The organism is Paenibacillus sp. OSY-SE, assembly GCF_000283315.1.
GTDB classification, from domain to species: Bacteria; Bacillota; Bacilli; order Paenibacillales; family Paenibacillaceae; genus Paenibacillus_B; species Paenibacillus_B profundus.
In genome coordinates this window covers 14,940-31,571 of the sequence record NZ_ALKF01000185.1, presented here as the reverse complement: position 1 = coordinate 31,571, position 16,632 = coordinate 14,940, and the positions used below count along the sequence as shown (strand labels likewise).

Sequence of the window (16,632 nt, the reverse complement as noted above, 5' to 3'; positions counted from 1 at the left end):
TCCGCACCTCACTATTCGAAAAACAACAGTTCTCTTCGCACCTGCCAACGCTCTCCAGAAATCGCCTTGAGGCATACTTTCCGTCAAATAGGTAGAACATTGACTCTTCTCATTAACGAAATGTTCCGTTCGTGCAGTGGCATGCGCAGACTGACGGTGATCCGCATCAACCTCCGCTTTGTTTCATTCTCCCATCCCGTCAGGAAATGGCACAACCAATTTACCACTCTCATTGACTTCCATCTTAATTGGCCGCTTCATGCTATGGTATACGGACACGGCACGTGCCTTATCCTCGACGTTATCCCTCCTGACTGTACGGGAGAATGGACATAAGGGCCATTACATATTCCCGTTTGAAAGGGACGAGGGCTGCCAGCTGCCATTCTGAATGAAGGGGAGAGTAAGGCAATGAATGGAACAGGCATGCCTTCTCCGGCATGGGTAAAGTTACGTTTTGATTTTTCGCTCCACAGAACTTAAACAGTCCTTAAAAACAAAAAAAAGAAAGAGCCTTGAGGCTCTTCTCTTCTGTGGGTAGCTGTGGGTAGCAGCTGCGTATCATTCATACGTAAATCAAATCGCGTTAGTAACGATCAGTTCTCCAATTCTTCCTTGCTCACGAGCACGACTAAAGCGCTTACAGCCTGATCGGCGTCCGCACCGTCGGCCGTAATGGTAATGGTCGTACCGGAGCTGATTGCGAGACTCATGATCCCCATAATGCTCTTCGCATTCACTTTCTTATCTTCTTTCTCAACGAAGATATCCGAAGAATATTTATTCGCTTCTTGAACGAACAAGGCCGCAGGTCTAGCGTGCAATCCTGTCTTCAAACGTACGACAACTGGTTGTTGAGCCATGCGAATCATACCCCCTATATTTCATGTATAGTTTACTTTAACACAAATTTACGCCGCTTTGCTTCATTTTATCACATTATAGCATTATAAACGATTTTAAACTAGGAATAAAGTTGTTTCACTTCGTTTCCCAAACCGTTATCCGTTGCGAATTCGCTCGGCCAGCTCATCGATTTTGCGAAGGCGATGGTTGACGCCTGACTTGCTCACCTTTCCTTTAAGAAGCTCTCCTACTTCCGTCAGGTTGATATCCGGATGCGCCAGACGCACTTCAGCCACTTCTCGCAGCTTCTCTGGGAGCTGTTCTAAGCCCAATTCCTTCTCAATCAAGCGGATATTATCAATCTGCCTTACAGCAGCACCTATTGTCTTATTCAAGTTTGCGGTCTCACAATTCACAATGCGGTTCACGGAATTGCGCATATCGCGCATAATCCGGACATCCTCGAATTTGAACAGTGCTTGATGCGCCCCGATAATATTAAGGAACTCGATGATCTTCTCGCCCTCTTTAATGTACAGGACGAAGCCCTTCTTCCGCTCAATGAACCGCGCATTCAGATGGAATTCATTGGCCAAGTCCACAAGCGCCTTGCAGTGCTCTTCATACATCGAAGAAATCTCCAGATGATAGGAGGATCCTTCGGGATTGTTCACCGAACCTCCTGCCATGAATGCTCCGCGCAAATAAGCCCGCTTACAGCAATTGTGCGCGATTATCCGTTTCTCTATACCATCCGTGAACTGAAATCCTTCCGATACGATGTACAGCTCATGGAGTATCTCCTGCACGCGCGTCGGAATGCGCACGATATAGACGTTATTTTTCTTCAAGCGCATTTTTTTACGAACGAGAAGTTCAGTATGCACCTGAAAATACTTTTTAATCAACGTATAAATGCGGCGGGCAATCGCTGCATTTTCCGTCGAAATATCCAAAATGATTTTGCGATTCGAGGAGAGCTGTACTGAACCATTCATACGCATAAGCGCTGACAGTTCCGCCTTTTCGCAGCACGGTTCGGATTCAACCATTGTTAATTCTTTTTTCGTCTGTGCCGCAAAAGACATCGTCACTCACCTCTTTCGTAGCATCCAATTCTCCACCAGCTGATATATATGATGGCTAAGTTTATCCGCATCATGACGCAAATACGTTCGGAATAATACTAACGAGTCCGCAATGACCTTATAGCCTCGATTCGTCACTTCCTCCAAGTCCAAATGAACCGCCTTTGCCCCTTGTTCGGCATAACGATCCTGTACTTGCGGCGGTATTTCTCCGTCGTTGACAATGACATAGTCGAACATCTGAGTGCCGACATGCTGCTGTACGGCCATCAAGTGATCGCTCACCGCGTAATCATCGGTTTCTCCCGGCTGAGTCATCACGTTGCATACAAATATTTTCACCGCATCGGATTCCCGTACCGCCTGAGCCAGCTTCGGAACGAGCAAAGTTGGAATAATGCTGGTGTATAAGCTGCCTGGACCCATTAGAATGGCATCCGCTTGTTCCAGCGCCGCTACCGCCTCCGGCAGCGCCTCCACGTATTCAGGCTCAAGAAACACCCTGTTAATTCGTTGCCCTGCCTTCGGAATGGACGATTCCCCTTCGATAATCGTTCCATCGGCCATCTCTGCCTTCAGCACCACTGCCTGATCAGCCGCCGGAAGCACACGCCCCCGGACAGCCAACACACGGCTTAATTCTCGTATTCCAGATACAAAGTCTCCGGTAATATCGGTCATTGCCGCAAGAATCAAGTTCCCCAAGCTGTGACCAGCCAGACCGGAACCGTTCTGGAAACGATACTTCAACATTTCAGACAGAGAGGGCTCGACATCGGCCAGCGCCGTCAACACGCTGCGAATATCCCCCGGAGGCGGCATCTGTAATTCACTGCGCAGAATGCCTGAGCTGCCCCCATCATCCGCCACTGTAACGATGGCAGTAATATCAAGCGGCTTCTCTTTGAGCCCGCGCAGCATGACGGACAGCCCCGTTCCGCCACCCATCACCACGATACGCGGAAGTTCACGCTCTTCTCCTTTACGTGCCATAGCGACCTCCACTAATGTCGATCCCGCTCGGCATCACGGTGACTCACACGAACGACTTCCGTGTCGCTGGCGCCGATCATACGACCCAAATATTCTGCCACGGCAACGGAACGATGCTTTCCACCGGTACATCCGATACCGATTACGACCTGACTTTTCCCTTCCTTACGGTACTGCGGCAGCAGGAAATTAAGCATATCGAGCAGCTTCGTCAAAAAAGCCTGAGTCTCCGGCCATTTCATGACGTAGTCGTATACTTCAATATCCTGTCCCGTTCGAGGACGCAGCTGTTCAACATAGTGCGGATTTGGCAAAAAGCGTACGTCAAATATTAAGTCCGCATCGATTGGAACACCGTATTTGAAGCCGAATGAGGTCACATTCACCGACATCGTGCTCTGATCCGTATGCGTGAACCGGGACACGATTCGCTCTTTCAGCTGCACCGGCTTCAGATTGCTCGTATCAACGACCTGCGTCGCCCATCCTTTCAAATCCTCCAGCAGCTTCCGCTCCTGCTTGATGCCCTCAAGCGGCAGCCCGTTCGGATAGAGTGGATGACGACGGCGGCTTTCCTTGTAACGTTGCACTAATACCGCGTCGGTCGCATCCAAGAACAAAATTTCACAATTAATCGTATAGTGCTCTCGGATATAATTTAAGGATTCAGATAAGGCCGTAAAAAATTCACGCCCTCGCAAGTCAATAACGAGCGCTACTTTCCCGATCTTCCCTTTGGATTGCTCAATAAGCTCTGCAAACTTCGGTATGAGAACCGGAGGCAAATTGTCCACACAGAAAAATCCAAGATCCTCCATGCTTTGAACTGCTATTGTCTTCCCTGCACCGGACATCCCTGTAATAATGACGAGTTTCGCGAGTGCTGTCATCTCTGTCGATTCGATCATCGTTCGTCCTCTCCCTTACCGTCGCCGACTACGAACGCAAGAACAAACCTGCCGCACCAATCATACCTGCATCATTGCCAAGTTCCGCTGGAACAATCGATACGCCGCGCGTAACCGGATCAGGTGTTAGTTTCATGAACGTTTCACGGATTTGGTCAAATAAGAACTCGCCGGCTTTGGACACGCCGCCGCCAATAATAAACCGTTCCGGATTCAGTGTCACTGCAACAGCAGCCATCGATTTCCCCAAATAATAAGCAGCACGGGAGACGATTCGGCTGGCCGCTTCGTCGCCGGCTTTGGCAGCGTCGAATACATCCTTGGCCGTTATGTCTTCCACTAAGGAAAGCGAAGTGCGATCACCGCGTTCCACGGCATCTTTCGCCATGCGAATAATACCTGTTGCCGAAGATACGGTCTCCAGACAGCCCATCTTGCCGCATCCGCACTGAATCGCTTCCAAATCCGGAATAACGGCGATATGGCCGAGCTCTCCAGCTAATCCGGCGAAGCCTTGAACGATCTTCCCATGAATAATAATCCCACCGCCAACACCTGTGCCCAGCGTGTAGCAAACGCAGTGGTCGATTCCTTTGCCCGCTCCGCTCCATGCTTCGCCAAGCGCGGCAACATTCGCATCATTATCGATCTTGACCGGCTTGCCAAGACGTTCTTCCAATATGGAACGAATCGGCACATCCTTAAATCCTACGTTGGGCGCCAGCACGATAACGCCTTCCTTTACATTCGTAAATCCTGCAACTCCCGCGCCGACTCCAGCCACTTGGCTCCAATCGTAAGGCGACTCCTCCACGATTTGGCGAATATATTTCTCGATGTTATCCATGACGATATCGGGACCTTTGGGAACCTCTGTCGGCCCTTCAAACGTTTGCAGAAGTCGTCCTTCCGCATCGCAAATACCGACTTTGATTGCCGTACCTCCCAAATCGACACCCACGTAGATTTGCTCAGACATGCGTCATCCACCTTTTACTCATAATCGTATGGTACTTCAGTACCCACTATACGCGAACCCTTTAGTCAGGTCAAGAGAACGGCCTGCCGTTGAAATGGATCCGAAAATCGGAAAATCATGATGTAAAATACGGAGCCCGCGGGCTCCGTTCATCCAAAATGTAATAGGGAAAACCGACGGAACGGACCGCTGATTTAGTTGCTCAACGTGCTGCTCCAGTCATGCGTCATGCTGCCTTCGAGGAATTTCTCGCAGTCGAGGGCGGCTTGGCATCCGGAGCCCGCGGCGGTAATTGCTTGGCGATATTTCATATCATGAACGTCGCCGGCTGCGAATACGCCTGGAATGTTCGTCTCGGACGTGCCTGGCTTCACGACGATATAGCCTTGGTCGTTCAACTCAACGCTCCCTTTCAAGAAATCCGTATTCGGCTTATGGCCGATAGCGACGAACAACCCGTCCGTTTCAATTATTTCCTCAGCGCCTGTTTCGTTGTTCTTCACTTTCAATCCGGTAATGCCCATGCCGGTTCCAACGACTTCAAGCGGCGTTCGGTTCAAAGCCCATTTGATCTTGCTGTTGTCCTTTGCACGATCCTGCATAATCTTCGAAGCGCGCAGTTCATCACGGCGATGCACCAGCGTCAGCTCGGAAGCAAAGCGAGTCAAGAAGTTCGCTTCTTCCATCGCCGAGTCCCCGCCGCCGATTACGACAATTTTCTTCCCGCGGAAGAAGAAGCCGTCGCAAGTCGCGCAGGCACTTACGCCTTTACCCAAGTTCTCCTGCTCGCCCGGGATGTTCAGATATCGTGCGGAAGCGCCAGTCGCTACGATTAACGATTCAGTCACAATCTCTCCGATGCCTTCCACTTGAAGCGTGAACGGGCGCTTGGACAAGTCCACGTTCGTGACCCAGCCCGACTTGAACTCCGTGCCGAAGCGTTCGGCTTGCTTGCGCATGTTGTCCATCAGTTCAGGACCCATGATGCCTTCAGGGAAGCCTGGGAAGTTCTCTACATCGGTCGTCGTCGTTAACTGACCACCTGGCTGCGGACCTTCGATTACGAGCGGGTTCAGACTGGCGCGCGCCAAGTAGATTGCCGCAGTATATCCTGCAGGACCCGTGCCGATTACAACCGATTTGTATACTTTGTTTTCCATAGAAGTGAGGCCTCCCTCAGTATAGTGTGGTGTAATAAATACTTGTTAAAAAAGTGAATTTTCAGCACCAAGAAGGAACTTGCGAAACAACCTCTACAACAATCAGGTTAAAGTTTGCTTTAATCTATCTTCCACCTGACAGGTATCTTCCATACGCTTTACGTGCTTGGCGACCGTCGCCGCGGATACATCGTACCGCACAGCAACATCCTGATAAGACAATGGGCGACGGTACATCTTCGCTATGATATATTCCAATGCGGCCGCCCAGCTCGAAGCCTTCGTAATACGAGGCACTTCATCGGGATAGAGGTGCGTAATGAACTCAATCCACAGCGTCTCTGCATCGTGCATTTGAAAGAGGTCGTATTCCTCTTTCATATAGTCGCGCACCATATCCAGCACTTGCTGCCAATGCGGCTCCCAGGTTGGCAGACGATTGGCGATATGGTTGCTGCTTATTTGTATCCGTTCACCGTCCCACTGCACATCGATAGGTCCCTTAACCCCTAACATGCGCAGGACATATAGCGTAACCTGCTTGATATAAGCATCTTGGTCCGGGTCAAGCAACAGCGTCCGCAGCGCTTCCTTCGCTTCCTCGTCTGCCAGCAGGCTCATTGCTTGCAGCGCCTGAAGCCTCACTTCCGGCTCACCGAACCGAAGCGCCCAAAACAGAGAGGAGCGCACGAGCGGATCGGATTTGATCTGCTGCTCCCAGTCCTCCTCATAATCCATCGTGGATGCCGATTCCTCCATCCGCTTCCGGGCTGTGGAGCGAGTGGCGCGTTCCTGGGCCTTCCGGCTCGTCTCCTCGTACGGAAGTCGATAATGATAGCTTGGCATCGGATCGAGTCCGCCTTCTCCCCGCTGCTGCAATTGTTCCAAAAAGTATGTCGCTACGCCAGATTCAGGATCCAGCCGGCGGCAAGATGCCCACCATCGGGCCGCCTCGTCATATCGGCCCATATGGCATGCTGCCACCGCTGCATAATGATACAAGCTTGGCTCACGCTGCATCCCCCTTGCGACCAGGCGGTGCAGATGGCGATAGGCTTGCTCGTGTTCGTCGAGTATACCCATCGTCGTGGCTAACTTGAACACATGTTCACGGTGGAACGGTTCGATCTTGACCAGTATATCGATCAGCGCCCGCACCGTATCCTCGTGACCGGCATGGCGTTCGAATATGGCCAAATTGCATAATGCATGCAAGTTGCCCAAGTCCCGCTCCAATACCCCGTTCAGCATCTCACGCGCTTCATCGAATCGGCCCATGTAATAATAGGCTAGCGCTAAATTGTTGCGTGCAGCCAAAAAATCGGGATCGGCCTCCAAAATTCGCTGCAGAACTTTCTCCGCTTCGACAAATCGCCCTGCTTCCAATAGAAGGCGGGCCTGCTCATGATCCTCTACTGTCTGTTCTAGTCCATCCGGAGCATCCGGCGCATTCGCCGTTCCATTCGCATCCCCGGCAGCATGCATACCTCCAGCAGCTTCGTAATCATTTCTTTCTGCCAAAAACTCATCTTCCGCTTCACCGTTCAAAGACCCGGAAAAAGACTCTTCCGCAGAAACGTCCTCTGCCGAATTCGTTCGGCGAGCCGGATTAAATGGGCGATTCAATTCGTAATGAATCATTTCCAGCATCTCTTCCGCCTCTTCGGCGTATACGCCGTGACGATCTCGAGCCAGGTACATCTCTAGCATTATTTCGGATTCCTCGAATTGTTCCATATAAGCGAGGTTGTTCGCCATATAGTAATAGCACTCATTCATCTCCGGATCGAGTTCATTTACAATATAGGCTAAGATTTGATTCGACTCTTCGAAGCTCCCTGTTTCCGCGAGCGCCCCAGCCAAGTTGCATTGGTGAATCGGGTTATCCGACTCACATTCAACCGCCTTGCGAAAATATCTCAATGCCTTGTCGTAGTGCAGCCGATCCAGCGACTTTACCGCGCGCTCCGAGAACGCGACAGCATCGGCCGGGAACCCTACCACATTGTCCTGTTCCATCACGTGATCCTTTTTTGTACACAGTGGCTTCTGTTCTGCCATCGCCAAGGCACCTCCTGACACGTCATTTTTGTACACATACCCCCCAGTATAACATAATGACGCGCATTTCCCTCATCCCTTTCACGAACCTTCATAAGGAAAAATAGAGCCCTTAAAACTGCGACAGGCGGACCAATTACGGAAGACGCCTGCGTTAGCAACGAGCAAGTCCCATCGCTGAAAACGATCCCCTGCTATTAATTACCTACACGCCTTTGTACTTAAACAGCGTGCTGATCGATCCGCCGTTCGTAATGATGCGCGTCGCTTCCGCAAGCAGAGGCGCAACGGACAATACGCGAATGACATCGGAACGCTCCTCCGGAAGCGCTATGGAGTCCGTTACGATAACCTCGCGAATATTCGGGTGTTGAAGCTTCTGCAGCGCCTCCCCGCTGAACAGCGGGTGCGTGGCGCATACGAATACATCTTCCGCCCCGCGTACCTTCAATCCATCGACTACGTTCACAATCGTGGAACCGGTATCAATTAAGTCCTCGATTATAATCGGGGTGCGTCCCTTCACGTCTCCGATGACATGCGTAATGACCGCTTCATTGTGGGCAGGGCGCTTCTTAATCATAATAGCGAACGGTGAATCCAGTTGATCGGCAAGCTTCTCCGCGGTGGATGCCCGTCCAGCATCCGGCGACACGATAATCGGGTTGGCTATCTCTTTCTCCTTCAGGTAGCCACTGATTAGATCTAGCGCTGTCAAGTGATCGACCGGAATGTTGAAGAAACCTTGGATGGCGGACGCATGCAAGTCAATCGTAATAACGCGTTCGGCGCCAACCGTCGTCAAGACATCCGCTACCATCTTCGCCGATATCGGCTCCCTTGGCGCTGACTTGCGCTCCTGACGGGCGTAGCCGTAATAAGGAACGATAATGTTCACCGTACGGGCAGAAGCCCGCTTCGCCGCATCGATCATGACGAGCAGTTCAACAAAGTGCTCGTTAATCGGATGGGAGAAGGATTGAACGAGAAATACATCGCAATTGCGGATCGTCTCTTCAAAGTGGACGTAAATCTCTCCGCTCTGAAAGCGGGACAGCTTCACATTTCCTAGCGGCACACCCAATTCCGAGCAGATATGTGCGGAGAGCTTCGGATTGGATGAGCCAGAGAAAATGCGTAATTTACTACTCGGCATACGGTAAGGTTCCCCCTCATATTGAGAAAATGAATACCTCGGCCTCAAACTCCACTCGTCTACATGACACCTTATGCGTTGGGACCATTCTAAATGATTCCTGTTTTCAGTTGATAATAATTCTAATCTTATTATACCGAGAATCTCGCGTTCTATCAACGAACAAACACGACATTTGTCCCCCTCGCAAGCAACCTTCACAACTTGTTCAATCACAGCCGCTGCCTTTGAACACGATCATGCGAACGGCTTCAGTTCATCCTCTATTCTCCGCTCCATAATGTCATGACAAAAAAGGCAATTCACCCTTATCTTCTTGGTTGAGAAGACAGCTAGGGCTGAATCGCCTTAAAAAGGAAGGTAATCCTCTTACACTTTTCCGTGCTCGTCATACGTATCCCGTCGTGGCGCCTGATGTCTCCGTTTCAGCTCAGCCAGCACGTCATCCAGAGGCAGCTTGCGCTCGCGAAGAAGGACGAGCAAGTGGAACAACAGATCACCTGTCTCATTCCGCAGTTCGATGTTATCGCCGTTCTTCGCGGCAATGATAACCTCGGCTGCTTCTTCACCGACTTTTTTCAATATTTTGTCGATGCCTTTATCGAACAGATACGACGTATATGCCCCATCCGGTCGCTCCGCCTCACGCTCTGCGATCATGCGTTCCAGGTCGGAGATGATAGACAGCGGCGGGGCAGATTCGCTGCTCTCCTGCTCCGCGCATACATCGAAGAAGCACGTATAACTTCCCGTATGACAGGCCGGTCCGTTCGGCACCACTTGCACGAGCAGGGTGTCCCGATCGCAATCCGCTGATATCGATACGATGCGCTGCGTATTGCCGGAGGTCGCGCCTTTATGCCATAGCTCTTCACGGGAGCGGCTCCAAAATACCGTCTCTCCCTTTTCACACGATAACTTCAGCGACTCCCGATTCATATACGCCACCATCAGCACTTGCTTGGAAGCCGCATCCTGCACAACCGTCGGAATCAAGCCTTGTTCGTTCCATTGCAGCTGATCTGCAAGTTCTTCCCGCTGGATAGCTGTCTGCATTGCTGTCATCGCACATTCACCCCTTGTTCTCGCAGCGCTGTCTTCACTTCTGCTATCGACACTTCTTTGTAGTGGAAAATAGAAGCCGCAAGCGCCGCATCTGCATGACCTTCTGCGAAAGCTTCTACAAAGTGCGCCGCATTCCCTGCTCCACCGGAGGCGATGACAGGAATGCCAACTTCATCCGACACAGTACGGGTAAGTCGAATGTCAAAGCCATCCTTCGTTCCGTCCGCATCCATGCTCGTCAGCAGAATCTCGCCGGCCCCGAGCTGCTCCGCTTCCTGCGCCCATGCCACGGCACGAATACCAGTCGGAGTGCGCCCTCCATGTGTATATACTTCCCAATCGCCCCATGCATCGTTATACCTTGCATCAATCGCGACGACGATGCACTGAGAACCGAAGCGCCGCGCACCTTCCGTAATAAGCGATGGCTGCTTGACCGCGGCCGTGTTGATGCCGATCTTATCCGCTCCTGCGCGCAAAATTCGCATCATGTCATCTACATGGGAAATACCGCCGCCAACGGTAAATGGAATGGAGATTTCCCCTGCTGTCTGACGAACGACCTCTATCATCGTCGTTCGCCCTTCCACCGAAGCGGAAATATCGAGAAAGACCAACTCGTCGGCGCCTTCACGGTCGTACAGCGCCGCTAGCTCTACCGGATCACCGGCATCGCGCAGTTGGACGAAGTTCACGCCTTTGACAACCCGGCCGTCCTTTACATCCAAGCATGGAATTATCCGTTTCGCTAACATGTCAGCCCCTCCGTTTCATCTATCCGTTGTCGGCGGCAAGCGCAAGCTTCACCGCTTCTGCTAAGTCGATGCTTCCCGTATACAGCGCTTTGCCGACAATCGCTCCGCCGACGCCATCTGCCGCATGCGCGGCCAGCTTGCGCAGATCATCCAGATTGCTGACGCCTCCAGAGGCGATAACCGTCTGGCCGGATGACTTCGCTAAAGCGACGATTGCCTCGACGTTCGGGCCTTTCATCATGCCATCGCGCGAAATATCGGTAAAAATAAAGGTCTCTGCACCGGCACCAGCAAGCTCGCCAGCGAGCACTTCAGCCTTGACCTCCGACGTTTCGAGCCATCCGCGCGTGGCAACATATCCGTCACGGGCGTCTATCCCGATCGCGATGCTCCCGCCATAACGCGCAAGCGCTTCTACCACAAACGCACGATCTTCAATGGCAGCCGTGCCGAGAATGACGCGCGCCACGCCGGCTTCAAGCAGACGTTCCACATCGGGCAGCGTGCGCAGGCCGCCGCCGACTTGAACAGGTGCGTTGACGGAACGCGCAATGTCGGCAATAAGGCCGTCATTGACCGGGTGTCCGGCTTTCGCGCCATCTAGATCGACAAGGTGGATCCAAGCAGCCCCGTCTGCTTCCCAACGCTGGGCTACCTCTACCGGTTGATCGTGATAGACCGTCTCCCGGCCGTAATCGCCTTGCACTAACCGCACGCATCGGCCTCCTCTAATATCAATGGCCGGATATATCGTAAATGCCGCCATAAGCTGTTTCGCCTCCTAGTTTAGATGTAACCGAGTCATTTCCGCTGATCTAATTCCTTGCGTTGCCTGTTAGCTTCAGGAACCGAGCGAGAAGCTGCAACCCGAGCGATCCGCTCTTCTCCGGGTGGAACTGCATGCCGTATACATTATCCCGCCCGACGATGGATGTGACCTGCTTCCCGCCATACGAGCAGGTTGCGATCACATCGCTTGCCGAGCCCGGAAGCACGTGATAGGAATGGACGAAATAGACGTGTCCCTCTTCCAGCCCTTCCGTCAACGGGTGCGCCGGCTGCCGCCACTTGAGCGGATTCCAGCCCATATGAGGCACTTTATAGGAGCCCCCTTCGAATCGCGTGACGCGCCCTGGCAGAAGTCCAAGCCCTGTATGCTGCCCGTGCTCTTCACTTACATTGAAGAGAAGCTGCATGCCAAGGCAAATGCCGAGTGTCTGCTTCCCGGCTTGCACCGCCTTGCGCAGCGCGTCGTCCAAGCCGCTGTCCTGCAAGGCTTGCATGGCATCGCCGAAGGCTCCGACTCCAGGAAGAATAATGCCGTCCGCGGCAAGCATCTCTGCAAGCGAATCCGTAACTTTGACGTCATATCCAAGCCGTTCAACCGCTTTGCTCACGCTGTGCAAGTTACCCATCCCGTAATCGATGACGGCGATCATGGGCTAGAGCACCCCTTTCGTAGAAGGCACGCCCTGCACCCGGGGATCGATGGAAGTTGCTTCGTCTAATGCACGGCCTAACGCTTTAAATACCGCTTCAATCATATGGTGCGTGTTCTGCCCGTAATGCACGATGACATGCAGCGTAATCCGGGCCTCCAGCGCCAGCTTCCATAGAAATTCATGAACAAGCTCCACAGTGAACGCACCGACCTGTGCAGAAGGATACGAAGCCCGATACTCGAAATGCGGACGATTGCTTACATCAATAATGACTTGCGCCAATGCCTCGTCCATCGGCACGAATACGGACGCGTAACGTCGAATGCCTGCCTTATCCCCCAGCGCTTCCTTCAGGGCAAGTCCAAGGCAAATGCCGATATCCTCTACCGTATGGTGATCATCAATGTCAATGTCTCCCACCGCTTTGACCTGCAAATCGAAATGTCCGTGCTTCGTAAACAAATCGAGCATATGATTCAAGAACGGAACGCCGGTGTCGTGCCGGCTGTTGCCTGAGCCATCAACGTGAAACGATAATTGTATATCCGTCTCGTTCGTCTTGCGAGCGATGTCCGCTTGGCGAACGCGATTTGCAGCATTTTGTGTCATATGTGGTTCCGCCCTTCTATCCGAAAATGATCTGCAGATTATCGCAACGAGCATGTTGCGCTTGCATGAATGGATGATAGTAATAATGTCTGACAGCAATGAATACGACGCAACAAGGTTCAATCCCGCAGTCGTACCTCTATCGCACGCGCATGCGCCTCAAGGCCTTCATGACGCGCCAGCTCCATAATCGTCTTACCGTTCGCCAGGAGCGCTTCCTTGCTGTATCGAATCAGACTTGATTTCTTCATGAACATATCGACATCGACCGGAGAAGAGAACCGGGCTGTCCCGTTCGTCGGAATAATATGATTCGGTCCGGCAAAGTAATCCCCGACCGGCTCGGAGCTATAAGCGCCGAGGAAGATGGCCCCTGCGTTCTCAATCGATCCGACCCATTCCATCGGGTCTTCCGTCAAGATCTCCAAATGTTCAGGCGCTATCTCGTTGACCATCTTTACGCCTTCGCGCAAATCGTCCACGATGAGGATCGCTCCGTATTGCTCGATTGATGCCGCCGCGATATCCCGACGCGGCAGCACTGCAAGCTGGCGATCTACTTCCGCCGATACCGCATCGGCGAGCGATGGGGAATTCGTAATAAGCACCGCTGACGCCATCTCGTCATGCTCTGCCTGCGAGAGCAGATCTGCCGCGACGTAAGACGGCCGGGCGTTCTCATCGGCCAGCACCACAATTTCGGAAGGACCAGCGATGCTGTCGATATCGACGACGCCGAATACTTCCCGCTTCGCGAGCGCCACATAAATGTTGCCTGGTCCACAAATCTTGTCGACCGGCGCAATCGTCTCCGTGCCGTATGCGAGCGCGGCGATGGCCTGTGCGCCGCCGACCCGGTACATCTCCTTCACGCCCGCTTCCGCCGCGGCCACGAGAATGTATGGATCGATGCCATCTGTGCCGCCGGTTGCAGGCGGCGTGACCATGACGATCTCCGGCACCCTCGCCACCTGTGCGGGAATGACATTCATGAGAACGGAGGACGGATAAGCCGCTTTGCCGCCAGGCACGTAGACGCCTACCCGCTTAAGTGGACGTACAATCTGCCCGAGCAGCGTACCGTCTGACTGGAATTCCATCCAAGAGGTGCGCTTCTGCTTCTCATGGAAGCGGCGAATATTATCCGCGGCCTGCCGGATAGCCGTCAGGAACGATTCTTCCACCCGCTTGTATGCCGCTTCCACGTCCGACTCCGTAATGCGCAGCTGTTCGGAAGAGATCCCAACCTTATCGTGCATTAAAGTATACTCCTGAACAGCCGCATCTCCCTTTTGCCGCACATCACGCACAATACGCTTCACCGTTTCAATCTGCTCAGGGGTGCCATAGTCCACTTGGCGCGTCATTCCCCAGTCAGCCGCCTTCACTATCCGCATCGTTTCTCCCTCCATTTTGATCATGAGTGTATATCTATAGTTCCAATTTCTACAATTACAACGTTACTTGCGGTGAAATGACCGCTTGAAGCCGATCGCACAACCCTTGAATGAGTTCATTTTTCATGCGATAGCTCACTCGGTTCGCGATAAGGCGGCTCGTGATGCCGAACATCTCTTCCAACTCGACCAAGCCGTTCTCCTTCAGCGTCTTCCCCGTCTCCACCATATCTACAATCCGATCCGCAAGCCCGATGAGCGGGGCCAGTTCTATCGATCCGTTCAGCTTAATCACTTCGACCTGCTGACCCTGTTCACGAAAATATTGGGAAGCAACGTTCGGATACTTCGTTGCGACCCGCAAATGAATGACCGGCTTCCATGAAGGGAGTCCGATAACCGACATGCGACAGCGGGCAATGCCGAGATCCAACAGCTCGTATACGTCCTTACTTTCCTCCATCAGGACGTCTTTGCCCACGATACCGACGTCCGCTACACCATACTCCACATACGTCGGCACATCCACCGGCTTCGCCATGATGAATTGCATCTGCGCCGCAGGGACATCGATAATTAATTTGCGCGAATCATCCTCATCCTCAGGCACTGACAGCCCGGCTTCTCGAAATAAAGCCGATGCTTGCTTATAAATACGCCCTTTCGGCATAGCTACCTTTAGCCAGTCTTGCATAAGTGGCACCCTCTTTCCGTATTGCGGTCAATTCAACTGATCCACACGCTGCGTGATGACGATTCTGCCTTCGGCCCGCAGCCGGGCCGCTTCCGTCAACGCCTCTCTGCGGCACAGTTCGTCATAATGGATGATCGTGGCGGCTGCTCCACGTTCGTTATCCTGCTGATCGGACGATATGGCATCCATAATGCGCGTCGTCTTAAGTGCGAAGCCCGTAGCTGGCGCTGAACGCCCGAATTGCTGCAATAAATTATCATACCGCCCTCCGCTCATTACCGGAAAGCCCATCTCGGCTGCATAGCCCTCAAAAATCATGCCTGTATAATAAGAAAAGTCACCCATCATCGTCAGATCGAGTACAATATGCTCGCTGACACCGTAAGCTTCAAGCACTTCCCACACCTGCTCCAAATGAAGGAGGGAAGCCTCCATAGCGGGCTCATCGGCTATCCCCCGTGCGGCTGCCAACACGCTTCGACCGCCCCGCAGCTGAAGTACGGCTTCCAATCGTTCCTTCTGTTCAGCCGTCACCGTCAGGGCGCTCACCTGCTCGCGGAAGCCGACAACATCCCGCTGTACGAGGCACTGCTTAAGCCGTGTCTGCGGCTCCCCGCCCTGCGGCAGCGTATATTCAAATAAACCTTGCAAATACCCGTGGTGACCGAGAGCAACCTTAAATCGATCGATTCCCGTCGCCTTCAGACACGCTATCGCCAGTGCAATCACTTCCGCGTCAGCTTCCGGAGCTCCATCACCGACCAATTCGGCTCCCGTCTGATAGAACTCTGCTTCCCGACCCGCCTCTTCCTCCATGGAACGAAACACGTTAGCGTGATAAGACAGCCTAATCGGAAACGGCTCCTTGCCCAGCAGCGAGGACACGACGCGCGCTATCGGGGCCGTCATATCGGAACGAAGCACCATCGTCGTTCCCCGTTGATTCAAGAGCTTGAACAGCTTATGATCCGAGGTGGAGCTTGCCGTGCCTACCGTATCATAGAACTCCATCGTAGGAGTAATAATCTGCTTGTATCCCCAGCATTCCATCGTGTGGAGCGCTTCACGCTCGATATACCGCAGCTTGCGCACGGCTTCAGGCAAATAATCACGAACACCTGAAGGTTTCTCGAACATTCTTGGCTTTGTCATCCTGTCACCCCGCCCTTGATGCTTTAGTGTGTTAATATATTACCAAGTTACCTTATTAGCAAATTGAAGAAATTAAAAGTATATTATCACGGAACGAACGGCGCGTCAATCCTTTCCATTCCACAGTTCCTCTCAAAACTCCCTCCTACAGAAGGACCTTGCTCAGGCAGTCCACTTACGGAAGCATCCTCTCGACCAGTGCATGCTCAGACAATTGTACGCAACCGCTTGCTCTCCGTTAAGGAAGCCTCCTTTAAAAGCCCTTTTGACCACTCTCCCAACTATTCAGAAAATGAGCACAATATCATTGCCTGATTGGCAAAGATC

General features: G+C 52.5%; 16 protein-coding genes. All 16 read right to left on the bottom strand.

From position 1 onward, the window contains the following. Positions 1-596: 596 nt before the first annotated feature. The 16 genes from A372_RS0116360 to A372_RS34090 all read right to left on the bottom strand — a co-directional run bounded on the left by A372_RS0116360 (position 597) and on the right by A372_RS34090 (position 16,305). Positions 597-863: an HPr family phosphocarrier protein gene (locus A372_RS0116360; protein ID WP_019421956.1), complete on the bottom strand. Its 267-nt coding sequence runs from the start codon at positions 861-863 to the stop codon at positions 597-599. A gap of 138 nt (positions 864-1,001) precedes the next feature. Next, on the bottom strand, positions 1,002-1,934 hold the full coding sequence (gene whiA, locus A372_RS0116355; RefSeq protein ID WP_019421955.1) for a DNA-binding protein WhiA: 933 nt from the start codon (positions 1,932-1,934) through the stop codon (positions 1,002-1,004). A gap of 6 nt (positions 1,935-1,940) precedes the next feature. Further along, a complete protein-coding gene (locus tag A372_RS0116350) occupies positions 1,941-2,927 on the bottom strand; it encodes a gluconeogenesis factor YvcK family protein (RefSeq protein WP_019421954.1) in 987 nt (328 codons plus the stop codon). A gap of 11 nt (positions 2,928-2,938) precedes the next feature. Next, positions 2,939-3,835, bottom strand: coding sequence for an RNase adapter RapZ (gene rapZ / locus A372_RS0116345; RefSeq protein ID WP_019421953.1), 897 nt, complete (start codon positions 3,833-3,835; stop codon positions 2,939-2,941). 28 nt (positions 3,836-3,863) lie between these two features. Then, positions 3,864-4,814 carry an ROK family glucokinase gene (locus tag A372_RS0116340; RefSeq protein ID WP_019421952.1) on the bottom strand — a complete coding sequence of 317 codons (951 nt, stop codon included), beginning with the start codon at positions 4,812-4,814 and terminating at the stop codon, positions 3,864-3,866. A gap of 194 nt (positions 4,815-5,008) precedes the next feature. Continuing rightward, positions 5,009-5,974 (bottom strand): thioredoxin-disulfide reductase, encoded by a 966-nt coding sequence (gene trxB, locus A372_RS0116335; RefSeq protein ID WP_019421951.1) that lies wholly within the window; start codon positions 5,972-5,974, stop codon positions 5,009-5,011. Positions 5,975-6,076: 102 nt separating this feature from the next. Beyond that, entirely contained in the window at positions 6,077-8,035 is a 1,959-nt protein-coding gene (locus tag A372_RS0116330) for a tetratricopeptide repeat protein (protein WP_019421950.1), read from the bottom strand. 205 nt (positions 8,036-8,240) lie between these two features. Then, positions 8,241-9,191 (bottom strand): ribose-phosphate diphosphokinase, encoded by a 951-nt coding sequence (locus A372_RS0116325; protein WP_019421949.1) that lies wholly within the window; start codon positions 9,189-9,191, stop codon positions 8,241-8,243. A gap of 369 nt (positions 9,192-9,560) precedes the next feature. Then, positions 9,561-10,256 (bottom strand): bifunctional phosphoribosyl-AMP cyclohydrolase/phosphoribosyl-ATP diphosphatase HisIE, encoded by a 696-nt coding sequence (gene hisIE, locus A372_RS0116320; protein ID WP_019421948.1) that lies wholly within the window; start codon positions 10,254-10,256, stop codon positions 9,561-9,563. Beyond that, entirely contained in the window at positions 10,253-11,011 is a 759-nt protein-coding gene (hisF, locus tag A372_RS0116315) for an imidazole glycerol phosphate synthase subunit HisF (RefSeq protein ID WP_019421947.1), read from the bottom strand. Before hisF ends, hisIE begins: the two co-directional genes overlap by 4 nt. Positions 11,012-11,030: 19 nt before the next feature. Further along, positions 11,031-11,777, bottom strand: a complete 747-nt coding sequence (hisA, locus tag A372_RS0116310; protein WP_019421946.1) for a 1-(5-phosphoribosyl)-5-[(5-phosphoribosylamino)methylideneamino]imidazole-4-carboxamide isomerase — start codon at positions 11,775-11,777, stop codon at positions 11,031-11,033. 49 nt (positions 11,778-11,826) lie between these two features. Continuing rightward, positions 11,827-12,450, bottom strand: a complete 624-nt coding sequence (gene hisH / locus A372_RS0116305; protein ID WP_019421945.1) for an imidazole glycerol phosphate synthase subunit HisH — start codon at positions 12,448-12,450, stop codon at positions 11,827-11,829. Positions 12,451-12,453: 3 nt separating this feature from the next. Further along, positions 12,454-13,062: an imidazoleglycerol-phosphate dehydratase HisB gene (gene hisB, locus A372_RS0116300; RefSeq protein ID WP_019421944.1), complete on the bottom strand. Its 609-nt coding sequence runs from the start codon at positions 13,060-13,062 to the stop codon at positions 12,454-12,456. A 119-nt stretch (positions 13,063-13,181) separates the two neighbouring features. Next, positions 13,182-14,459 (bottom strand): histidinol dehydrogenase, encoded by a 1,278-nt coding sequence (hisD, locus tag A372_RS0116295; protein ID WP_019421943.1) that lies wholly within the window; start codon positions 14,457-14,459, stop codon positions 13,182-13,184. A gap of 55 nt (positions 14,460-14,514) precedes the next feature. Beyond that, positions 14,515-15,153, bottom strand: a complete 639-nt coding sequence (gene hisG / locus A372_RS0116290) for an ATP phosphoribosyltransferase (protein WP_019421942.1) — start codon at positions 15,151-15,153, stop codon at positions 14,515-14,517. A gap of 27 nt (positions 15,154-15,180) precedes the next feature. Beyond that, entirely contained in the window at positions 15,181-16,305 is a 1,125-nt protein-coding gene (locus A372_RS34090; RefSeq protein ID WP_083858864.1) for an ATP phosphoribosyltransferase regulatory subunit, read from the bottom strand. Positions 16,306-16,632 lie beyond the last annotated feature (327 nt).

Excerpts from the sequence above, each read along its gene's own strand:
- whiA (WP_019421955.1), bottom strand. The coding sequence starts at position 1,934 with ATGTCTTTTGCGGCACAGACGAAAAAAGAATTAACAATGGTTGAATCC.
- A372_RS34090 (WP_083858864.1), bottom strand. The coding sequence starts at position 16,305 with ATGACAAAGCCAAGAATGTTCGAGAAACCTTCAGGTGTTCGTGATTAT.
- hisF (WP_019421947.1), bottom strand. The coding sequence starts at position 11,011 with ATGTTAGCGAAACGGATAATTCCATGCTTGGATGTAAAGGACGGCCGG.
- A372_RS0116330 (WP_019421950.1), bottom strand. The coding sequence starts at position 8,035 with ATGGCAGAACAGAAGCCACTGTGTACAAAAAAGGATCACGTGATGGAA.
- A372_RS0116340 (WP_019421952.1), bottom strand. The coding sequence starts at position 4,814 with ATGTCTGAGCAAATCTACGTGGGTGTCGATTTGGGAGGTACGGCAATC.
- trxB (WP_019421951.1), bottom strand. The coding sequence starts at position 5,974 with ATGGAAAACAAAGTATACAAATCGGTTGTAATCGGCACGGGTCCTGCA.
- hisH (WP_019421945.1), bottom strand. The coding sequence starts at position 12,450 with ATGATCGCCGTCATCGATTACGGGATGGGTAACTTGCACAGCGTGAGC.
- hisIE (WP_019421948.1), bottom strand. The coding sequence starts at position 10,256 with ATGACAGCAATGCAGACAGCTATCCAGCGGGAAGAACTTGCAGATCAG.
- hisG (WP_019421942.1), bottom strand. The coding sequence starts at position 15,153 with ATGCAAGACTGGCTAAAGGTAGCTATGCCGAAAGGGCGTATTTATAAG.
- hisA (WP_019421946.1), bottom strand. The coding sequence starts at position 11,777 with ATGGCGGCATTTACGATATATCCGGCCATTGATATTAGAGGAGGCCGA.
- A372_RS0116325 (WP_019421949.1), bottom strand. The coding sequence starts at position 9,191 with ATGCCGAGTAGTAAATTACGCATTTTCTCTGGCTCATCCAATCCGAAG.
- A372_RS0116360 (WP_019421956.1), bottom strand. The coding sequence starts at position 863 with ATGGCTCAACAACCAGTTGTCGTACGTTTGAAGACAGGATTGCACGCT.
- A372_RS0116350 (WP_019421954.1), bottom strand. The coding sequence starts at position 2,927 with ATGGCACGTAAAGGAGAAGAGCGTGAACTTCCGCGTATCGTGGTGATG.
- hisD (WP_019421943.1), bottom strand. The coding sequence starts at position 14,459 with ATGCGGATAGTGAAGGCGGCTGACTGGGGAATGACGCGCCAAGTGGAC.
- rapZ (WP_019421953.1), bottom strand. The coding sequence starts at position 3,835 with ATGATCGAATCGACAGAGATGACAGCACTCGCGAAACTCGTCATTATT.
- hisB (WP_019421944.1), bottom strand. The coding sequence starts at position 13,062 with ATGACACAAAATGCTGCAAATCGCGTTCGCCAAGCGGACATCGCTCGC.